This is a genomic window from Bacillus sp. AFS029533 (assembly GCF_002585125.1).
GTDB classification, from domain to species: domain Bacteria; phylum Bacillota; class Bacilli; order Bacillales; family Bacillaceae_G; genus Gottfriedia; species Gottfriedia luciferensis_B.
The window spans coordinates 122807-144620 of sequence record NZ_NUQC01000010.1 but is presented as its reverse complement, the minus strand read 5'-3'; the positions used below and the strand labels follow the sequence as shown (position 1 = coordinate 144620).

Annotated in this window: 21 protein-coding genes and 2 other annotated features; of the genes, 19 read left to right on the top strand and 2 right to left on the bottom strand. The window is 31.9% G+C overall.

The annotated features are described in order from the left end of the window. The first annotated feature begins 66 nt into the window (after positions 1 to 66). Positions 67 to 1098: a spore coat protein YsxE gene (gene ysxE / locus COE53_RS05630; RefSeq protein WP_175403532.1), complete on the top strand. Its 1032-nt coding sequence runs from the start codon at positions 67 to 69 to the stop codon at positions 1096 to 1098. An 83-nt stretch (positions 1099 to 1181) separates the two neighbouring features. On the opposite strand, the gene COE53_RS05625 is transcribed toward ysxE, so the two are convergent. Further along, entirely contained in the window at positions 1182 to 1946 is a 765-nt protein-coding gene (locus COE53_RS05625; protein ID WP_069035190.1) for a sporulation protein, read from the bottom strand. Between the two features lie 227 nt (positions 1947 to 2173). After that, positions 2174 to 2414, top strand: a binding site (T-box leader). Between the two features lie 55 nt (positions 2415 to 2469). Here COE53_RS05625 and COE53_RS05620 point away from each other — a divergent pair. The 13 genes from COE53_RS05620 (at position 2470) to COE53_RS05560 (ending at position 17520) form a co-directional block, all read left to right on the top strand. After that, a complete protein-coding gene (locus tag COE53_RS05620) occupies positions 2470 to 5112 on the top strand; it encodes a valine--tRNA ligase (RefSeq protein WP_069035189.1) in 2643 nt (880 codons plus the stop codon). 96 nt (positions 5113 to 5208) lie between these two features. Then, a complete protein-coding gene (locus tag COE53_RS05615; RefSeq protein ID WP_091022747.1) occupies positions 5209 to 6510 on the top strand; it encodes a bifunctional folylpolyglutamate synthase/dihydrofolate synthase in 1302 nt (433 codons plus the stop codon). Positions 6511 to 6534: 24 nt separating this feature from the next. After that, on the top strand, positions 6535 to 8250 hold the full coding sequence (locus tag COE53_RS05610) for a sensor domain-containing diguanylate cyclase (RefSeq protein WP_098947547.1): 1716 nt from the start codon (positions 6535 to 6537) through the stop codon (positions 8248 to 8250). A 171-nt stretch (positions 8251 to 8421) separates the two neighbouring features. Beyond that, entirely contained in the window at positions 8422 to 9390 is a 969-nt protein-coding gene (locus tag COE53_RS05605) for a hypothetical protein (protein WP_069035186.1), read from the top strand. A gap of 806 nt (positions 9391 to 10196) precedes the next feature. Then, a complete protein-coding gene (locus COE53_RS05600) occupies positions 10197 to 10757 on the top strand; it encodes a Maf family protein (protein ID WP_069035185.1) in 561 nt (186 codons plus the stop codon). A 21-nt stretch (positions 10758 to 10778) separates the two neighbouring features. Then, a complete protein-coding gene (radC, locus tag COE53_RS05595) occupies positions 10779 to 11465 on the top strand; it encodes a RadC family protein (RefSeq protein ID WP_091022740.1) in 687 nt (228 codons plus the stop codon). Between the two features lie 135 nt (positions 11466 to 11600). Further along, entirely contained in the window at positions 11601 to 12641 is a 1041-nt protein-coding gene (locus tag COE53_RS05590; RefSeq protein WP_069035183.1) for a rod shape-determining protein, read from the top strand. A gap of 175 nt (positions 12642 to 12816) precedes the next feature. Next, a complete protein-coding gene (gene mreC / locus COE53_RS05585; protein ID WP_069035182.1) occupies positions 12817 to 13671 on the top strand; it encodes a rod shape-determining protein MreC in 855 nt (284 codons plus the stop codon). 7 nt (positions 13672 to 13678) lie between these two features. Next, positions 13679 to 14197: a rod shape-determining protein MreD gene (gene mreD / locus COE53_RS05580; RefSeq protein ID WP_069035181.1), complete on the top strand. Its 519-nt coding sequence runs from the start codon at positions 13679 to 13681 to the stop codon at positions 14195 to 14197. A 47-nt stretch (positions 14198 to 14244) separates the two neighbouring features. Next, complete coding sequence (gene minC / locus COE53_RS05575; protein WP_056472554.1) at positions 14245 to 14931, top strand: septum site-determining protein MinC; 687 nt, start codon at positions 14245 to 14247, stop codon at positions 14929 to 14931. A gap of 2 nt (positions 14932 to 14933) precedes the next feature. Further along, the gene (minD, locus tag COE53_RS05570; protein ID WP_056472557.1) at positions 14934 to 15728 is read left to right on the top strand and encodes a septum site-determining protein MinD; all 795 of its coding nucleotides are present in this window, start codon (positions 14934 to 14936) and stop codon (positions 15726 to 15728) included. A 168-nt stretch (positions 15729 to 15896) separates the two neighbouring features. Further along, a complete protein-coding gene (locus COE53_RS05565) occupies positions 15897 to 16667 on the top strand; it encodes a M23 family metallopeptidase (protein WP_069035180.1) in 771 nt (256 codons plus the stop codon). Continuing rightward, positions 16660 to 17520, top strand: a complete 861-nt coding sequence (locus COE53_RS05560; protein ID WP_069035179.1) for a site-2 protease family protein — start codon at positions 16660 to 16662, stop codon at positions 17518 to 17520. Before COE53_RS05565 ends, COE53_RS05560 begins: the two co-directional genes overlap by 8 nt. A 159-nt stretch (positions 17521 to 17679) precedes the next feature. Here COE53_RS05560 and COE53_RS05555 read toward each other — a convergent pair whose 3' ends face one another. Further along, complete coding sequence (locus COE53_RS05555; RefSeq protein ID WP_069035178.1) at positions 17680 to 18246, bottom strand: glycosyltransferase family A protein; 567 nt, start codon at positions 18244 to 18246, stop codon at positions 17680 to 17682. A 206-nt stretch (positions 18247 to 18452) separates the two neighbouring features. Here COE53_RS05555 and COE53_RS05550 point away from each other — a divergent pair, with 206 nt between their 5' ends. From COE53_RS05550 to COE53_RS05530, 5 genes are all read left to right on the top strand, one after another. Continuing rightward, positions 18453 to 19910 (top strand): Rne/Rng family ribonuclease, encoded by a 1458-nt coding sequence (locus tag COE53_RS05550; RefSeq protein ID WP_180242390.1) that lies wholly within the window; start codon positions 18453 to 18455, stop codon positions 19908 to 19910. A 61-nt stretch (positions 19911 to 19971) separates the two neighbouring features. Beyond that, positions 19972 to 20048, top strand: a sequence feature (ribosomal protein L21 leader region). 13 nt (positions 20049 to 20061) lie between these two features. Beyond that, a complete protein-coding gene (gene rplU, locus COE53_RS05545; protein ID WP_025672164.1) occupies positions 20062 to 20370 on the top strand; it encodes a 50S ribosomal protein L21 in 309 nt (102 codons plus the stop codon). Positions 20371 to 20379: 9 nt separating this feature from the next. Then, positions 20380 to 20715 carry a ribosomal-processing cysteine protease Prp gene (locus tag COE53_RS05540; protein ID WP_056472574.1) on the top strand — a complete coding sequence of 112 codons (336 nt, stop codon included), beginning with the start codon at positions 20380 to 20382 and terminating at the stop codon, positions 20713 to 20715. Between the two features lie 16 nt (positions 20716 to 20731). Continuing rightward, the gene (rpmA, locus tag COE53_RS05535) at positions 20732 to 21022 is read left to right on the top strand and encodes a 50S ribosomal protein L27 (RefSeq protein WP_025672162.1); all 291 of its coding nucleotides are present in this window, start codon (positions 20732 to 20734) and stop codon (positions 21020 to 21022) included. Positions 21023 to 21266: 244 nt separating this feature from the next. Next, a complete protein-coding gene (locus COE53_RS05530; protein ID WP_069035176.1) occupies positions 21267 to 21809 on the top strand; it encodes a Spo0B C-terminal domain-containing protein in 543 nt (180 codons plus the stop codon). Positions 21810 to 21814 lie beyond the last annotated feature (5 nt).

Genomic DNA, 21814 nt, shown 5'->3' with positions numbered 1-21814 from the left:
ATTAGTTAAGACACTTGTCTACTAATACAAGGCTTTTACGCATTTAGAAAGTGAGAGTGACGCATCTTGTATAGAAAACCTAAAGATGAAATAAGCGTCATTTTAGCCCAGTATCATATTGTACCAAATTATTTTGAAACTGTTGGTAAGGTAGTTAAAATCTATACGAATCAAGGTGTATTCGCACTAAAAGAGGCAAACGTAAATCGAGTTTATAGAAATAATTTGATTGAAAATGTGCGTTCTTTACAAGATAAAGGCTTTCGAAATGTTGTACCAATCTATCATACCCAGAGTGGAGATTATATTGTTGAATTTAATACGAAGCATTACTATTTAATGCCGTGGATTGAAAGTGTTGATGAAAAGTCAGATGAGAATTTACATTTTCAACGAATGTTTACTTCACTAGGTAAGATGCACAACAGTACACAAAAAGAGAAAAAGGTAGATAAAGATCAATTACAAATCCATTATGATACGTTAACAAAAAGGTGGAGTAAAGATAAAGAAGTATTAGAAAATTTCATTGAAGTTGCAGAAGATAATTGGTATATGTCACCTTATGAACTAAGCTATTGTACTTATTTTCATAAAATATTAAGTGCACATCAATTTGCTAAGGGACAGTTAGATGAATGGTTTAAAAAAATGAAGGAAACTGAAAATACTAGAGTTGTCATGAACCATGGAAATTTATCTATTTCCCACTTTCTTGTAAATAAAAGAGGTGAAGGAGTCTTTATCAATCTAGAAAATGCACAAGAAACTACACCAATTCAAGATTTAACGAATTATTATAAGAATTCTTTTAAAACATATCCTATTCAGCAATCTGATCGTAATACTTGGCTTAAAATGTATGAAAAGAATTTTTCATTAAGAGAAGAGGAAAGAATGTTATTTTTAAGTTATATGGCATATCCAACTCAGTTTTCTTCCAAAATTTCTAAATATTTAAAGCGATCTGGGGTTAATAATGAAAAAGACAATGTAAGAGATTTATTAAATGCATACTGGCATATGATTAATATTGAATATTTTGTCTCTAAAATACAAGAGGATATTGAAGCAGAGAAATCTATAGATGGTTTATGAGTTCAAACTGATAATTAAAAGAAAATATAAAAACATCTATCCAATAAAAGTATCACTGCAATGGATAGATGTTTTTTTGTTTATTATTTTACATGACGTTTAATTGCATTTACTACACTTTTACGTACAAAATCCTTGTCCGTAATATGATCCTTTGAAAAAGAGATTCGAACATTATTTTCATCTGTTCCAAATAACTTTGAAAACTTACTAGTTGTTTCTTTTTGATTTTGATTAAGTTGAAGGATTAAGTCGACTGTTTTGTCAAAGCTTAAATAGTTCACTTCAACCTCTTCTAATTTACCACGGAATTCGCCATTCATTGGGTAAAATTCAAATTCTTGAATGATCTTTCCATATTTCTTTTTGTTTTCACTATCTCTTAATACAAATCCTTCTTCTTGAAGTGCCTGGATAACTGTTTTTAAGCCTACTGAAGGAACAACCTGAACGCCATCAGCATCATATTGGTCAACAGCTTTTTCTATTTCTAAATGAGTTTTAATCCAAATATGGGATTTGTGAAGTGATACTGGTGTATTTTCAGATAAAGTGAAAAAGAAAGGAATAACAACTTCTTCATTTGCATTTATTATACGATCAACTGATACGATAAATTTTTGTAAAGTACCATTCTTGTTAATAATTTTATCATTTGATTCTATTTGATATTCAGTCATTACATGTAAAAAGACGGAATCTAGTTCTTGTTTAACTCGACCACCTTTTATATATAATTCACCTTTTACTCGTTCACCAGCTTGATATTCTGTTTTTTCAAGCTTTGTATCAATTCTCGTTCCACCGATTCCGAGAACACGAGCTAATGTATTTTTAAATAAACCCATGAATATCCCCCTAAAAATTATATCTACATACTATATAATTATCGCATAATTAAATAAGTACTAGTATACCAGAATGTTAAATAATCATTACAATTATTTTTCGTATTTTTTTTATGTATTAAAAAATGTGGTACTATATTGACACTTATTGAATAATCTAGAAAGAAATTAGAAATAATGTTGACTAAGCTTAAGAAAATTTTGTAGACTATTACATATATTCATAATGAAATGCAATGATAGGGAAGAGTACAACGAACTAGTTCTTCAGAGAGGAAACCATTTGGTGGGAGGTTTCTAGAAAATAGAGTTGGAATGTCGCCCTTGAGCAGTGACTTCGAAAGCAAAGCTTTTGGTGATTAGAAGTTACCGGATGATCCGTTATCTTTTTTAAGTGTGTCAGTTAAACACAAGTTTTTTCTGACAAAAAAAGGTGGTACCGCGAATTCAACTCCATTCGTCCTTTTCAAGGATGAGTGGAGTTTTTTTATTTTTCAATAATTATTAGAGGAGATGAATCCGAATGGAAACTACAAAAAAATCATTACCAACAAAATATGATCCGAATTTAGTTGAAAAAGATCGTTACCAATTTTGGTTAGATGGGAAATTCTTTGAAGCACAAGTGGAATCAGAAAAGCCGAAATATACAATCGTAATTCCTCCACCAAACGTAACTGGAAAATTACACTTAGGTCATGCTTGGGATACAACATTACAAGATATCTTAACTCGTACTAAACGAATGCAAGGTTATGACGTACTTTATTTACCAGGTATGGACCATGCTGGTATTGCTACACAAGCAAAAGTTGAAGCGAAATTAAGAGAAGAAGGCTTATCAAGATATGATTTAGGACGTGAAAAGTTCCTAGAAAAAGCTTGGGAGTGGAAAGAAGAATATGCTTCTCACATTCGTTCTCAATGGGAAAAAATCGGTTTAGGTTTAGACTACTCCCGTGAACGATTCACATTAGACGAGGGTCTATCTGATGCAGTAAAAGAAGTATTCGTTAAGCTATACAACAAAGGCTTAATCTATCGTGGTGAATATATCATCAACTGGGATCCAGCAACAAAAACAGCTTTATCAGATATCGAAGTTATTTATAAGGATGTTCAAGGTGCATTCTACCATATGCAATATCCATTAACAGACGGAACTGGAAAAATTCAAATAGCAACTACTCGTCCTGAAACAATGCTTGGAGATACTGCTATTGCGGTTCATCCAGAAGACGAAAGATATAAATCAATGGTTGGTAAAACAGTTACACTTCCTATCGTTAATCGTGAAATTCCAATTATTGCTGACGATTATGTTGATATGGAATTTGGTACTGGAGTTGTAAAAATTACTCCTGCCCATGACCCGAATGATTTTGAAGTTGGAAACCGTCATGACTTACCTCGTATTCTTGTAATGAATGAAGATGGTACGATGAATGAAAAAGCAGGAAAATACAATGGTATGGATCGCTTTGAATGCCGTAAACAAATCGTTAAAGATTTACAAGAGATGGGTGTTCTTGTTGAAATCGAAGAACATATGCATTCTGTAGGTCATAGTGAACGTAGTGGAGCGGTTGTTGAGCCATATTTATCAACTCAATGGTTTGTTAAAATGCAACCACTAGCTGATGCCGCTGTAGCATTACAAAATTCTGATGATAGCGTAAAATTTGTACCGGATCGTTTTGAAAAGACGTATCTACGTTGGATGGAAAATATCCGTGACTGGTGTATTTCACGCCAATTATGGTGGGGACATCGTATTCCGGCTTGGTACCATAAAGAAACTGGTGAGATTTATGTAAATCAAGAGCCACCAGCTGATATTGAAAATTGGAATCAAGATAACGACGTTTTAGATACTTGGTTCAGTTCAGCATTATGGCCATTCTCAACATTAGGTTGGCCAAATGAAGAAAGTAAGGATTTCCAAGCTTACTTCCCAACAAATGTATTAGTAACTGGTTATGATATTATTTTCTTCTGGGTATCTCGAATGATTTTCCAAGGAATTGAATTTACTGGTAAACGCCCATTTAACGATGTTTTAATTCATGGTTTGGTACGTGACGAGCAAGGACGTAAAATGAGTAAATCACTTGGTAATGGTGTTGACCCAATGGATGTTATTGAGAAATATGGAGCAGATTCATTACGTTACTTCTTAACAACAGGAAGTTCACCAGGTCAAGATTTACGTTTCAGTATTGAGAAAGTTGAGGCTACTTGGAACTTTGTAAACAAAATTTGGAATGCTTCTCGTTTTGCTTTAATGAATATGGAAGGCTTCACATATGAAAATATCGATTTAACGAAAGAAAAATCTGTTGCTGATGAATGGATTTTAACTCGTTTAAATGAAACAATTGAAAGTGTAACATCTTTAATCGATCGTTATGAATTTGGTGAAGTTGGCCGTGTACTTTATAACTTCATTTGGGACGATGTTTGTGACTGGTATATTGAAATGGCAAAGATTCCTTTATACGGTGACAATGAAGATGCAAAAAATATGACACGTTCAGTTCTTGCACACGTACTAGAAAGCACAATGAAACTTTTACATCCATTTATGCCTTTCGTAACTGAAGAAATTTGGCAATCTCTACCTCACAAAGGGGAGTCTATTACAGTTTCTGCTTGGCCAACAGTTAAAGAGGAATTAACAAATAAAGAAGCTTCTGAAACAATGAAAATATTAGTTGAGTTAATTCGTTCAGTACGTAATATTCGTGCAGAAGTAAACACACCAATGAGCAAAAAAGTTCAACTAATGATCTCTGCAAAGGATGAAACGATTGCAGCTGCATTAGAAGAAAATCGTTCATATATTGAGCGCTTCTGTAATCCAGAAGAATTAACAATTTCTACTAACCTAACTGCACCAGAGAAATCGATGTCAGCAGTAATTAGTGGGGCAGAGCTTTATCTTCCTCTAGAAGGTTTAATTAATCTTGAAGAAGAGAAAAAACGTTTAGAGAAAGAATTAGAAAAATGGACTAGTGAAGTTGAACGAGTTCAAAAGAAATTAAGTAACCAAGGATTTGTAGCGAAAGCTCCTGAATCAGTTATTGAAGAAGAGCGTCGTAAAGAGAAAGATTATCTTGAAAAACAAGAATCTGTAAGAGCTCGAATTGCAGAACTAAGTAAATAAGTAATTTAAGCAGTTAATCTGCAATAGAAATTAGTTAAAAAAAACGACGAATTGAGTTAATGATTCGTCGTTTTTTACTATAAAGGTAGGGTTAAGATGGTTAATACATATGAGGAAGCACTGAAATGGATGTATAACAGAACAAAATTTGGCATTGTACCTGGACTACAAAGAATGGATGAAATGCTAGTTAGACTAGGTAATCCTCAGCTAAGTGTCAAAGCAATTCACGTCGCAGGAACGAATGGAAAAGGCTCTACAATTACTTTTCTTCAAAGTATTTTATTAGATGCAGGGTATACTGTAGGAACTTTTACATCACCATATATATTAGATTATCGTGAACAAATCATGTTCTGCGGTGAAATGATTAGTAAACAAGAATTTATTCAACTAGTAAACTGTATGATTCCAGTTGTTGAAGAAGTTGAACAGTTACCATGTGGTGCGCCAACTGAATTTGAAATCATTACAACTATGGCTTTTTACTTCTTCGGAAAAATAAAAGAACATGACATGTTTTTAATTGAAGCTGGTTTAGGTGGGTTAGAGGATTGCACAAATGTAATGACACCTCTAATTAGTGTCATTACGAGTATTGGCCACGATCATCAACAAATTCTTGGTGAAACAATAGAAGAAATCACTAAGCATAAGGCAGGAATTATTAAAAAGGGAATTCCAATTGTTACAGCAGAATTGAAAGAAAAAGCTTTAACGATTATTCAAAATGCCGCAATCAAAAATGAAGCTGATTATTTTGAGTATGGTAATCATTTTTTTGCTTCTCCATTGAAAGATTCACTTTATGAAATGTTTAATTACAAAGGCAATGGTAGGTTAATTGAAAATATTGAGTTATCAATGCTAGGGCACCATCAAATTAGGAATGCTTCTTGCGCAATCTGTGTTGTTCAATTATTACAAAATCAATATGGAATGAAGTTTAGTGAAGATAATATAAAAAGAGGATTAAAAATAGCACTAAAAGCAGGAAGATTAGAACGAATAGCTTCAAATCCTATCATTTATATTGATGGCGCACATAATGTTGAAGGAATTAAAAGTTTAGTGGAGACGATGAATAACCGTTTTCTTGATAAGGAAATAAAGATTCTGTTCTCTGCCCTGAAAGATAAAAATACTCGAGAGATGTTAAAAGAATTACGAGAAATAACAAATAATATTGTCATGACTACTTTTGATTTTCCTAGAGCGATGAATAAGGAAGAATTAATTTCGAATGCTAGTACACTTAATATAAAATATGAAAGTGATTTATCTGTTGCAATCGATAAGAATATAAAGGAAATGCAGGAAAACGAGATATTGTTAATAACCGGTTCTTTATATTTTATCTCGGTAGTAAGAAGATATTTACTAAAAAAATTCGCTTAGAATTGTAAAGGAGGGCCCATAATCTTGATTAGTAAGCATAGTAATAGGTTGATTTGGATCGCATGGATTGTTCTAATGCCAATCATAATTTATTATGCTAATATGGCTAGCCCTCTTAGACAAATAGATCGTTCAAATTTTTTAATTATAATCGCGTTATTTCTAATTGTAGCCAATATGCCGATTAAAATTAATGATGCTACATTTTCTTTTATTTTCGGAATCTCAATATTGGTGTTTTTATCGTATGGTTTAGTTGCAGAACTTTTAATAAGTCAATTGGCCTATTCGATTCTGTATATAAGATTAAGTATTACAAAAAATACTCTCTACCGAATGCCGCTTAATTCGTTAATGTTTGCATTATGTTCTATTGGTAGTGCACTACTTTATTATTTAGTTGGGGGAAAGATTGAACCTACTGGAACTAAAGAAATTTTGAATAGCTTATTTCCAATCCTCATATACACACTAGCATCTTTTTGGATTAATCAAATCGTTATTTATTTTATTACGATTTATTTATATAAAAGAGAAATGAAATTGATAAATAGGGAATTTAAGTGGGATTTGTTTATCTATTTATTAATGTATCCAATTGGAATAAGTCTTTATTTAATGCTAGAGACAAAAGGATATATTACGATAATCTACATAACGATTTACTATATCATTTTAATGATTATTCTAAACTCTTTATCCTCTGCTTTAAATATGAACAAATATTTAAGGCAAACAATGAAAATCAGTCAAAAACTTTCTCAAAGAATGGAAGAAGAGCAAGTAATCGATGAGTTTTTTGAACAATTAACTACTTTAATTCCAGTTTCATATGGGAATTTATTTATAGTCGAAGATAAATCACTTAAATTAATAAGATATTTTCAAAATAAATGTGATGAAAAAATATTTAGTTGTCCTTACTTTGATACGCTTGAAGGGTCAATCTCTCAAAAAGTATTTTTTGAAAAAAGAAGATATAGTTTTAACAGACGATCACAATGGTACACCAATGATCATTTGAAATTTTTAGAAGCAGAAAGTTTATTATCAATCCCAATTATAAAAAATCAAGAAGTAGTTGGTGTACTCACAATTGCATCGGAACAAAAAAATGCATTTGAAAAATACCAAGTAGTTTTGATCGAAATCCTTGCATTATATCTCGCAATTGCAGTTGAAAATGCAAGGTTTTACTTACAAACAAAAATCAGAAGTGAAACTGATGCTTTAACCGGCTTATATAATTTTGAATATCTCGAATCTAAAATTAAAGAAGAATTTGAACGGTTGAAAACATTCAAGATAAAGACAATTTCATTACTTCTTATTGATTTAGATTATTTTAAAAGAGTGAATGACAGGTACGGTCATCAAGCAGGTAATGAAGTATTATTTGAAGTTGCAAGTCGGATTAAAATGGTAGTGAAGAAAAGTGGTTTAGTTGCTCGTTTTGGTGGAGAAGAATTTTCAGTACTGCTTGTAAATCATAGTGACAGAGAAACATATGATTTAGCAGAAGAAATTAGAAAATCGCTAGAAACTATTCCATTTTACATTACAAATCATCTGACTAACGAAGATCAAAAGATTAAGTTAACAGTAACAGCAAGTATAGGTGCAGCAGTTGCACCATTTGTGGCGATAGAACCGTCAGACTTAATTCGATGTGCAGACAGAGCTATGTATTCAAAAGCAAAAAATGCTGGAAGAAATAAAGTGGCAATGTATAGCAAATAACCACCGGGAATCCTACGGTGGTTATTTATTTATGTAGATAAGAAATGAGCAAGTTTTTGTAATTTTTTGTTGCACGATACCTGTTTGTCCTCGACAAATGTCGGCGTGTTTTTCTGGGATTATATGTTAGTATTTTTTTACGTTTTAAAATAAAGTAGTAGGAGGATTCATATGGACAAGTCCTCAAAGATATCAATTAAAATTAATGGCGAGGAAAAAGCGTTTAAAGAAGGTTCCGTTAATTCCCAAAATCAGGTAGAGGAGAAGAACGGGGAATTTGGATGGGTTTTACCAACTCCTGATGGGTTAGGTAAAAAAGTAATCGTTTTAGATGATGTTAAAAAGAAGAAAAAGATTAAGCCAGAGCAAAAGGTGAAGGAGAAAAGGAAGATTTCTTTTTTCACAAAGAAGTCACCATCAAAAAGTATTATTATTTCTATAATAGGAGCAAGTTTAATAGGACTATGTTTTGGGTTTGTATTTTTAGGGATATTTAAACAATCAAAGCCAGATGCACTTAACAAAACTAAAAATAGTGTATCGGTTTCTGGTACAGCAACGAACCAAGTCCAAATGAAGATTCCAGCAGTGAAGTTTGATCTAGCACAAGTTGGAATGTATAAAAGCATGGAATCAGCGAAGAAAAATGAAAAAGAAGTATCTACAAATGGCTTTACCCCCGTCATTTATGAAAAAAATAATAATTTTTTCGTCGTTATTGCCTTGAGCGGGAAAGATAGCACGTTTCTAGCAGATGAAGTTAAGAAAAAATTTAAAAGTACTTATTTAAAAGAAGAAACAGTTGGAGGGCAAATATACAAAGGCCCAAAACAATCAGTAGATATGTATAAAGCTGAAGTGGAAACATTTAATTTTATGTTATCGTATTTAACAGATAATAACTTTAATAATGAAAAACAACTTGAACAAATAAGCTCAACGATGTTAATTCTAAGTAAGCAAAAAGATTATATTAAAAATAAACAATTACTAAGTGGACTTAAGCACTTACAAAACATCGAAAAAGTAATGTCCTCAAGCAGTAAACAAAATCTAAATAAAGTAACCCAATCAGTCCAATACGACATGTTATCCTTATTTAAAATATTAAAAGAACAAAAAAATACACTAACAAATTAAATTTTTGTTAGTGTATTTTTAGTTTGTTGAAATATAAAATAGTCAATAGAGTAAACGTACTCTAAGTGATCATTTATTATTGATTAAATTATCATTTTTTGATGATTTATTCTTGATTTTAAATTTTAATATGTTTGAGCAATTTTTTTATTTCAACAATACTAGTAATGTTTTTTTTTGAAGTTAAAAATATTATGAGCTAATTCAAAAAACAAATTCGATTTATTAGATTGTAAATTAATGTTAGTTATTATTTGACTACAAACAGTTTATTAAACAGCCGTTATATTACTTTAAGTAAAGGCTATTTGATTAGGTTTTTATTGCAAACTTTTTTTGATGAAAAAGTTGATTGGAACGGAAGGGTGCTCGACTCCTATGGGATTAGCGGGAAGGCTGAGACCCCGCANNCATCACTCTACTCCTTTACGTAAATTTGATAATAAGTTTGAAGATTATTTTTTAGCAGCGTGAATGCACTGACAAATTATTTTTGTTAGTGTATTTTATATTACAAATTGAATGAAAGAAATTAATATTTATCATTAAAAATTTCTTATTTTAATTTATATCTATTCAAATTTTAAGCAAAATTTATTTTGAAAAGACTGGATTTAGACATAAAATATATAAAAATGAAATTTTAATATTAGGGTATTTTAATACTTAACAAAACTTTCATTTTTATTACATTTTAATAACGAATAGACAACGAAAAGTGTTTTTTACTAATTTGTGTTATAGTGATTACTTGGGTAGGATAGTCATGTATCCTTCCTTTTAAAAAAAAATAATAGGTGAATGAAATGAAAAAACTTATATTAGCCTCTGCATCTCCTCGAAGAAAAGAACTTCTTAGCATGTTAAATATCCCTTTTATCATTGAAACTAGTGATGTTGAAGAAGTAATGGAGCAGAACTTGCAGTCTTCTGAGATTGTATTGAAATTGGCGGAAGAAAAAGCTATAGATGTATCTAATAAATTTCCAAATGCAGTAGTAATCGGTGCTGATACGATCGTTACTTATAATGATAAAAAACTAGGTAAACCTACCTCAAAAGAAGATGCATTTGCCATGTTAAAAATGCTATCTGGAAAAACACACGAGGTTTTTACTGGAGTTTCAATTATTAATGAAGGTAAAAGTAGTAGCTTTTATCAATGTACAAAAATTACCTTTAGTGAACTAAGTGATCAAGAAATAATTGATTATATCAATACGAATGAACCGATGGATAAAGCTGGTTCTTACGGCATACAAGGATATGGCGGAACATTTGTAGAGAAAATAGACGGCGACTATTATTCTGTTGTTGGACTTCCGATCAATAAAGTTAAGAAAAAACTAAGAGAACTAAATTTTTAACTTTTGATTTGAGGTGATACTTTGTCAAATTCGGTTCTCATTAAAGATTTTCCGAAAGATGAAAGGCCAAGAGAGCGATTGTTAACATTTGGTCCCGGTAGTTTGTCTAACCAGGATTTACTTGCGATCTTATTAAGAACTGGGACAAAAAATGAATCGGTTTTAAAAGTTTCAAACGAACTTTTATTGAAATTTGATGGACTAAGATTATTAATGAATGCGTCTGTTGAAGAAATATCTGATATTAAAGGTATCGGTGAAGCAAAAGCTGTACAGCTAATTGCTGCCTTTGAATTAGGAAAAAGAATTAATCGACTTCAATATGACGAAAGATTTATTATTAAAAGTCCAGATGATTGTGCAAAATTTATGATGGATGAAATGCGATTTCTTGAACAAGAACATTTTGTATGTTTATACTTAAATACGAAAAATCAAGTTATTGCTCGCGAAACTATTTTTAAAGGTAGTTTAAATGCATCGATTGTTCATCCTCGTGAAGTTTTTAAAGAAGCTTTTCGTAGATCTGCAAGCTCGATAATTTGCTTACACAATCATCCGAGTGGGGATCCTACTCCAAGTCGAGAAGATATCGAAGTAACAAAACGATTAGTTGAATGTGGAAAAATAATTGGAATCGAATTACTAGACCACATCATAATTGGTGAACATAAGTATGTCAGTTTAAAAGAAAAAGGTTACGTTTAAGGGTGTTCATTAGTAACTAATTGTTTTATAATGTAAGTTATGGATAAAAACCTGTTATTTACTAACGATAAGAGAATATAGTATAGATACTTTAAATATGAATTTAAGTTGTAAGTTTTAGAAAGGGAGATACATATGTTTGGATTAGGTGGATTTACTCGTGATTTAGGAATAGACTTAGGTACGGCAAATACTTTAGTCTTTGTAAAAGGAAAAGGAATAGTGGTTAGAGAACCTTCTGTTGTTGCTTTAAGGACGGATACGAAACAAATTGTTGCTGTAGGTGGCTCAGCAAAACTAATGATTGGTCGTACTCCAGGAAATGTTGTTGCAACTAGACCAATGAAAGATGGTGTAATTGCTGATTTTGAAACAACAGCAACAATGATGAAGCATTATATTGATCAAGCTCAAAAAAGTAACGGATTTTTCTCACGTAAACCTTACGTAATGGTATGTGTACCATCAGGTATTACTGCTGTTGAAAAAAGAGCCGTTATCGATGCAACAAGACAAGCTGGTGCACGCGATGCATTCTTAATTGAAGAACCGTTTGCTGCTGCAATTGGTGCTAATTTACCGGTTATGGAACCGACAGGTAGTATGGTTGTTGATATCGGTGGAGGAACAACTGAAGTTGCAATTATCTCATTAGGTGGTATCGTTACAAGTCAATCGATTCGTACTGCCGGTGATGATATGGACGAAGCGATCATTCAATATATTAAAAAGAACTATAACTTATCAATCGGTGAACGAACTGCCGAACAGTTAAAGCTTGAAATTGGTTCAGCTATTAAAAGTGAATCAGATGAACAAATGGATATTCGTGGTCGTGATTTAATTTCAGGTTTACCTAAAACAATTACAATCCATGGAGAAGAAATTGCAACAGCATTAAGTGATACAGTTGCGGCAATTGTTGAATCTGTAAAAAATACATTAGAGAAAACGCCACCTGAGTTATCAGCAGACATTATTGATCGTGGAATCGTACTTACAGGCGGTGGAGCACTTCTTCGTAATATTGATAAAGTAATTGCTCAAGAAACAAATATGCCTGTAATAGTTGCAGAAGACCCTCTTGACTGTGTTGCAATGGGGACAGGTAAAGCGTTAGATAATATCGATATTTTCAAAAAGAATTTCGGTGCAAATTCAAATCAATATCGATAAAATTGAATTGAAAATGTTTTAAAAAATAAGCTAGTTTTCTAAAAAAAGTGAACTACTATATAAGTTCTTTAATAAGAAGATTAGTTGAAATTTGTAATCCTCACTATAATTAGTGAGGATTACATTCATGAAATCGTTAGAACAAAAAGTTGAATTGTTATAAGAGGGTGTAAGAATGCCACAATTTTTTCAAAATAAACGTTTAATGATTGTCTTAGCTGCTATTATCTTACTAGTGGCACTTCTAGGTTATTCTTTAAGAAGTAATAGAAACCTTTCAATTCCTGAGCAGTTTATTAAAGATACAGTAAGTCTGACTGAAAAAGTATTTAATAAGCCCGCACAACTTATTGCGGGTTTATTTAATAATATTGCGGACTTAAAAGATACATATGATGAAAATCAAGTTTTGAAAAGTAAGCTCGATAAATATGTTGAATTATCTGTACGTGAGAAAGCATTAGAAAAAGAAAATAAAGAATTAAAAGACATGATTGGAATTAAAAAAAGCTTAAGTGATTATGATACATTTCAAGCTACAGTAACGATAAGAGATCCGGATAAATGGCAACAAATTATTACCATTGATAAAGGATCGATAAGTGGTATTGAAAAAGAAATGGCAGTTATCACTTCTAAAGGCTTAATTGGTAAAGTTAAAAATGTTTCTAAATTTTCATCCACTGTACAATTATTAAGTTCTTCAGATCGCACAAATCGAATTTCTGCTAAAATTCAGCAAAAAGATACGGTTTTTGGTTTGATAGAAGGTTATGATGTTGAGAAACAAGCTTTATTATTCAAACGAATTCCTTCAAATGCAAAAGTAAAAAAAGGACAAATTGTTGTGACTTCAGGTCTTGGTGGTGTTTTCCCTGCTAATCTTCCAATAGGTAAAGTTGAGGAAGTTGTGCCTGATGAACATGGGCTAACACAAACAGCTTATATTAAACCGCAAGCAGATTTTAATGACATAAATCATGTGCTAGCTGTAAAGCGTTCAATTGATCAGCCACAGAAAGGAGAGTAATTAGTAAATGAGTAAGTATGGTTTACCTCTCCTTTTAACATTTCTGTTTATATTAGAAAACATTTATGTATCAACTGTATCGCCAAACATTCTTGGTCATAATGCGATTATTGTTCCACATTTTTTATTTTTTGGTTTATTATTTATTACATTATATTACGATCCGAAGAAGGCACTTTTTTATGGTGTTATCTTTGGATTCATTTATGATATTGTTTATACAGAGATTATAGGTATATATTTAGCTGCTTTTCCGTTATTTATCTTTTTAATAAGTCAAGCAATTAAAATACTTTATGCGAATTTATTCGTTCGAAGTATTCTTGTTTTAATATGGACTGTAGCCTTAGAATATTTAGTATACGGATTAAATGCGTTGTTCGGATTTACTAATATGAATAATCTATACTTTTTGAATCATCGATTATTGCCGACATTATTACTGAATGCACTATTTATATTAATTTTTGCATATCCTTTTTCATCATTATTAAGAACAATTAGTGAAAATAATGAGGAAAAATAAAGGATTTTTCGGGTGCATGTCGAATTATACAATCGGGGTGAACACTTATCATGGAACAGAGGCAACAATATGTTACAATAAAAGGAACGAAAGATGGTCTAACACTGCACCTCGATGATACATGTTCTTTTCAAATTTTAGTAGATGAAATTGAAGAAAGACTGTCTACCCACTTGTTTGAGAGCAATGATCGTCCCTTACTTGCAGTTCGTTTAAAAATAGGAAATCGTTTTTTATCTCCCGAACAAGATGAAATTATTCGTTCAATTGTTCGTAAAAAGAATAATCTTGTGGTTGAAACAATCGAAAGTAATGTGATTTCGAAACAAGATGCTATTGAATGGATGAAAAGGGAAGAAATTGTACCTATTTGTAGAATGGTAAGATCCGGTCAGATTCTCCAAGTGAAAGGTGATTTACTGTTAATCGGTGATGTTAACCCAGGTGGAACTGTTATTGCGGGTGGAAATATCTTTATTATGGGTGCACTAAGAGGTACTGCTCATGCCGGTTTTAATGGTAATAAGGAGGCAGTTATTGCGGCATCAATAATGAGACCAATGCAGTTGAGAATTTGCAGCATAATGAACAGAGCACCGGATCATTATGGTGATGAAGGCAATGAGATGGAATGCGCGTATATAAACGAAGACAGCCAAATCATTGTCGATCGCATACAATTTCTGACTCATCTTAGACCTAGTTTGACAAGGTTAGAAAGGGGCATGATGTAACTGTGGGAGAGGCTATAGTAATTACATCTGGTAAAGGTGGAGTTGGTAAAACAACTACATCAGCAAATTTAGGAACAGCATTAGCGATGTTTGGAAAAAAAGTGTGCTTAATTGACACTGATATCGGCCTACGTAACTTAGACGTTGTCATGGGATTAGAAAATCGCATCGTCTATGATTTAGTGGACGTTGTTGAAGGTCGCTGTAAAACGCATCAGGCATTAATAAAGGATAAGCGTTTTGAATGTTTATATTTATTACCTGCTGCACAAACAAGCGATAAAACTGCTGTTTCTCCTGAACAAATGAGAGAGCTTGTTGATGAATTAAAAAAAGACTATGATTATATATTAATAGACTGCCCTGCTGGTATTGAACAAGGATATAAAAATGCAGTAGCAGGTGCAGATAAAGCGATCGTTGTCACAACTCCTGAAGTTTCTTCAATTCGTGATGCAGATCGTATTATTGGATTATTAGATCAAGAGGATATTGAACCTCCTAAACTAGTAATCAATCGTATTAGAAGTCATATGATGGAAAATAGAGATAGCTTAGATGTTGATGAAATTACTTCAATGTTAGCTGTAGATTTAATTGGTATTGTCCAAGATGATGAAAACGTTATTAAGGCAACTAATAGTGGTGAACCTGTAGCGATGAATCCAAATTCAAAAGCTTCTATCGCATATAGAAATATTGCAAGAAGAGTGCTAGGGGAATCTGTACCATTACAATCATTAGAGACTGAAAAGAGTATTTTCTTTAAAGTGAAAAAATTATTTGGCATCCGATAACACTTCGTAAAAAGCGAAGTGTTTTTCTTTTTTATTTCTCAAATTTCCTCTTTAATCACTTCCAAAATCCTGTCTAATACCTTGGTCCACTTTTCAAATTATCTACTCATAAGTTGTCCTATCGATTCATATAAATTAAATAACTAGGTTGCGAGGAGAGGTGACACTTTGAGTAAGCGCGTAGATGATATAAGAAAGCGGATCGCTAAACGTCGTGAACAAGAAGAAAAATGGGGAAATCCGAATCAATTGATGAGCAAATTTCCGGTAAAAGAAGTGCAAAATACTGAGGGTGGATACACTTATACTTATGATGACTTGGTAGAAGAGCAAGGTAAGAAAATAATGAATAACTCTAACTTTATGTTTAGAAGTTTATTATGTGCGATTATTGTACTAGCTTTAGCCATCATCTTAAAAAGTAACTCACCTATGGCATCTCAAGTTCGGCATGGTCTTTCACAAGTTTATGAAAGTGAATTTCAGTTTGCTTCCTTACAGAAATGGTATGAAGATCGGTTTGGGAGTCCTATCGCTTTTTTACCACAATTAAATGATCACAAAGAGAATGTAGGAAATGATAATTATGCTGTTCCTGCAAGTGGTAAAGTACTGCAAAGTTTTAAAACGGACGGTCAAGGTATATTGATTCAAACTGAAGCTAACCAAAAAGTAGAGTCAATCAAAAAAGGTCGAGTACTTTTTGTAGGAAAGAAAGATAATTTAGGGAATACGGTCATTATTCAACACGCAGATGGTTCTGAATCTTGGTACGGAAAATTAGGAACAACTAATGTAAAAGTTTATGACGAAGTAGATAGTAAAAAGGTTATCGGAACGGTATCATCCAATGATGAAGGGAATCTAGGAACTTATTATTTCGCAATTAAAATGGGGGAAAAATTTATAGATCCGAAACAGGTGATTCCATTTGAATAAATGGCTAATTCTTCCTTCCAAAATTTCTGTTCATCCACTGTATTTATTAATTGCATGTATTGGCATTATGACAGCTAATTTTTGGTCAGTATTGTTTGTATCAATTATTATTTTCTGCCACGAATTAGGTCACGCCATTGCTGCTACTTCATTTAATTGGAGAATAAATAAAATTACGCTACTTCCGTTTGGGGGAGTAGTAGATCTTGATGAACATGGAAATCGACCAACTTACGAGGAGTTTATTGTTACAATTTCTGGCCCCATTCAACATTTAACTTTATATATAATCGCTAACTTCCTATTTCAAATGAATTTAATGCCTGAAAACCTCTATACACTTTTTATCAATTATAATCTTAGTATTCTTTGTTTTAATTTATTACCAATATGGCCATTAGACGGAGGAAAATTAATCTATCAGTTATTTTCATTGATCTTTCCGTTCGTTAGAGCTCATATATATAGCTTGTACTCATCTTTTGTATTTTTATTGTTATCCTCATTACTTACAATCATAATTCAACCTATGAATATTACAATTTGGGTTTGTCTTTTATTTTTAATCGTTTCCTTATGGGGTGAGTGGAAAAATAGGCATTTTGTTGTTATACGTTTTTTAATGGAACGGTTTTATGGAAACGAACAATATATCCAAAAAATCAAATCGATCTCCTTGAATAAAGAAACAAAATTATTTCAAGTTTTTTCTAACTTTCAAAAAGGCTATAAATACAATGTTGTCTTCTCTCTTGATAAAAAAAATCAACAAATGTTAGATGAAAATGAATTATTACATGCGTACTTTACTGAGAAGAAAGCAACCTACTCGCTTGAAGAATTAATTAGTTAGATTTCATTATTTTATACATTTTTATAAACTGAGATAGCTTGATATGAAGCCAGCTTTATAGTGTTGAAGCCAGTACAATTTCAGCTCAGAATAGAGTTTAATATTAAGTTTGCAAACAAAAAGATGGTCTCTAGTGAGGCCATTTTTTGTTGTTTTTATTCAAACATACCACGAAGAATCTTTTGGAATATAGTCATAGTAATACAATATTGAAGGTATCCTTTTTTGAATTATTATATCGTTTGAAACTCGTCTGCCCCATTCATCGTCTTCTCCAAAACTGATATTAAGAAATTTATGTGCAGAGGCAATCTTTTTTGAATAGCACATTAAATGATTTGGTTTTCGATAATAATAATTTTCATCTTCCCCATGTGCAAACTCTTTCCCATATTTACAAACTTTAGAATATTGGTTATTAAAATTTACTAAAACGTCAAATACAATACAGTCAACATTTGGCGTTTCATTGATTGCTGAGCAGAGTGTTTCGATATAATTCGGTTCTATCCGATCATCGTCATCTATAAAAACTACATAATCTCCTTTTGCTTGCTCAATTAGAACATTTCTTTTTTCACCAATGCTTCTTTTTTTATTTTCCAAAAGTACTAATATTTCAACTGGATATGTTTTACTTTGTTTATCTAATTCATTAATAATTTTATTTAAATACCCCATTCTTTCGGGGACGGTTGGAATAAGAATTGATAGAATTATATCCATATAATCGCTCCTATCTATATCAGGATTAAGTAAAAGAAAGGGTAAAATAAGGTTTCTTTAAAGAAGAATGTAACAGAAATCTTAATATAATATTCAATTTCTAATATTCATGTGAGTAGACTAACTAATTAGATTATATTAACTAGCTTTTTTCTATTTAAATGAATAAAATGTGATAGATACTATACATAGTTAGGAAGATGAATTTGAAGAAAGTTATTATGAATGTAAAACATTCTGAGAAAAGAATTGCTGTAACTGAAAATGAACAGCTAGTTGAATGGTTTTCTTCTGCAGACCAAAATACATATGTAGGAAATATATATGTAGGACAAATCCAAGAAGTAATGCCGAAATTAAATGCAATTTTTGTAAATATAGGTTTAAATAAAAATGGCTTTATGAGATTCGAAGATACAATTGAGGGTAAAGAATCAGAAGTCAATAAAGACGAATTAATAAGAAAAAAGTTCCAAAAAGGACAATATATTTTGGTTCAAGTCATAAAGGATGCGTTTGATGAGAAAGGTCCTAAGCTTACAAATAATCTAGAGTTCTCTGGTGATTACGTTGTATACTTCCCTCTTACAAAACAAGTTGCTGTTTCAAATAAAATAAAAAAAGAATCGAAACGAAATAAATTATACGCATTTGGCCGAGATCACACAAGTGATAATGAGGGGCTAATTTTCAGATCTTCATGTGAAAATGCTGAATCAGATGTGATTTTAAATGAGTTAAAAGGCTTTCAAACATTTTATGATTCATTAAAAAATCAAAGCTTTAAAAAAATCACTTGTGTATGGGAAGCGAATTCCTTGTTTACTAAGTTTTTTAAATTACATCCTAAAGATACAATTAGTGAATTAATTATTGATGATTTAGCTTCTTATAAAAATTATTTGCCTGAAGATCTTCAAATCATTAGTTACAGAGGAAATGAAAATATTTTTGTGGCATTTAAAATTGAAGAACAAATAGAAAAATCTTTTAAACAAATTGTATGGTTAAAAAATGGTTCATTTCTACTGATCGAGCAAACTGAAGCGATGACAGTGATTGATGTAAATACAGGTAAATTTAGCGGGAAAAATAATCGTGAAGAAACTGTGTATCATACTAATCAATTAGCTGCAATTGAGATTGTTCGTCAATTAAGACTTCGTGATATTGGTGGAATGATTATTATTGATTTTATAAATATGAAGTCCGTTGAACAGCAAAAAAGTATAGGTGATCAATTAAAGGAAGCCTTTAAAAATGATCGAGCATATACAAAGCTATTTGGATTTTCTGACCTTGGTTTATTTGAACTTACACGTAAAAGAACAGCTCATTCACATATCGAAGCAACACATCAAAAATGCCCAGAGTGTAATGGTAGTGGGCTTGTAAAAAACACAGTTCAGACAGTTTTCGAGCTTGAAAGGACGCTTTGGGAGCTCTCAACAAGTCGTGATATTGAGGCTTTACTTGTTGAATGTAGTGAAGATGTCGCAAAAGCGTTAAATGGAGATCAGAATAATCATGTACAAAGACTAGAAAAAGCAATGTTTATAAAAATTTGTTTAAAAATTATAGCTTCAAAAACACCATTTTATAATATAGTTAGAACCGGTACGACAAAGGAAATAACAAGCTATTTAGAGACAGTCATTAACTGAAGTAGTTGTTGACATTCGACATGACCCGTGGTAACATCATAATGTTATTGTTTGTAGCGCACCCGTGCTACAACCGCACATAATAGGTATTAAATTGCTTTTTTAGCATGCCTATTTGTGGCGAGTCTTAGACTATTGAGGAGGTGCAATTATGTACGCAATTATTGAAACTGGTGGTAAACAAATCAAAGTTGAAGAAGGTCAAGCAATCTACATCGAGAAACTTGATACTAACGCAGGTGAAACTGTAACATTCGACAAAGTTTTATTCGTAGGTGGCGAAAACATCAAAGTTGGTAGCCCAACTGTTGAAGGAGCTACTGTAACTGCAAAAGTTGAAAAGAACGGTAAAGCTAAAAAGATTCTTGTATTCAAATACAAATCTAAAAAGAACTACCGTCGTAAGCAAGGTCATCGTCAACCTTACACTAAAGTTGTTATCGAAAAAATCAACGCTTAATTTTAAGTAATGACTAAAATAACAATTGAACGTTTAAAAGATGGACGTATAGGTTCCTTTAAAATAAGTGGACATGCATTTTTTTCTGATGCTGGGACTGACATTGTTTGTGCCGGTATATCAGCAGTTTCAGTAGGAACTGTAAATGCTTTGGAAGCAATTTGCCGTATAGATTCCGAATTAAATACAGTAATTGATGAAAAGAAAGGTTTCTTGAAGTATCAATTACCGATTGATTTAAATGAAGATAATATGCAAAAAGCGCAACTTATCCTTGAAGCGATGATCGTATCTTTACAAACTATCGCTGCAAGTTACGGTGACTATGTCACTATAAACGAGTAAAACAGGAGGTGTAACCATGTTAAAATTAAATCTTCAGTTATTTGCTTCTAAAAAGGGAGTAGGTTCTACAAAAAACGGTCGTGACTCAATGTCAAAACGTCTTGGCGCTAAACGTGCTGATGGACAATTCGTAACTGGTGGTTCAATTCTTTACCGTCAACGCGGCACTAAGATTTATCCAGGTGTAAACGTTGGTCGTGGTGGAGATGACACATTATTTGCGAAGGTTGATGGCGTAGTTAAATTCGAACGTTTAGGCCGTGACCGCAAACAAGTAAGTGTATACCCTGTAGCTCAAGAAGCTTAAGAAACTAACTTAGAAACTCTAACCTTTTAGGTTAGAGTTTTTCTGTACTTAAGACAGTTTTATATATAATAAATTGCTATAAAAAATGTTGTTATAGCAACCTCTCAAACAATATGCTCCAAAGACTCGGCATTTTACAAGCTACACACTAGTTTGAGACTTTCAAAAGATCAATCAAAATGCCGAGTCAAACTTTTATATTACCTTCATAAATACGAAAAATGTAAACCTATAGGAGAATACAATGCAGGAAAAATGGGACGTTCTAGAGGTATTAAGACATTCACGTCATGATTGGTTAAATCGAATTCAATTAATAAAAGGATACATGGCCACAGGTCAATCTGACCAGCTAGAAGAAACGATTACGAAAATTGTTGCTGATTCTTTGAATGAAGCTAAAATTTGTTCGTTACAAATTCCAGAGTTTGCAGAATTTATCATTACCTATAACTGGAAGCCTCGTACAATTGTGCTAGATTATGAAATTTTAGGAGAACCATGTTCGCTTAAAAATTTAGACGAAGTGATGACAGTATGGATTCAAAATTTTTTAGAAAAACTAGAATCTTGGGTACATATTTATGAGGAAAATTTTGTTAGTTTAACAATTGAAATAAATGATAAAACAGTTAGTTTCTTTTTTGACTTCAGAGGTAAACTAACAAAGAAAGAAGATATGTTGAAGTGGATTGTTTCATCATCAAATGACAGCTCAAAAATCAGAATGATGTCATATTTTTGTGAGACAGAAGAGTGCAGTATCGAATTTAAAATGGAAAAATAAAAGAG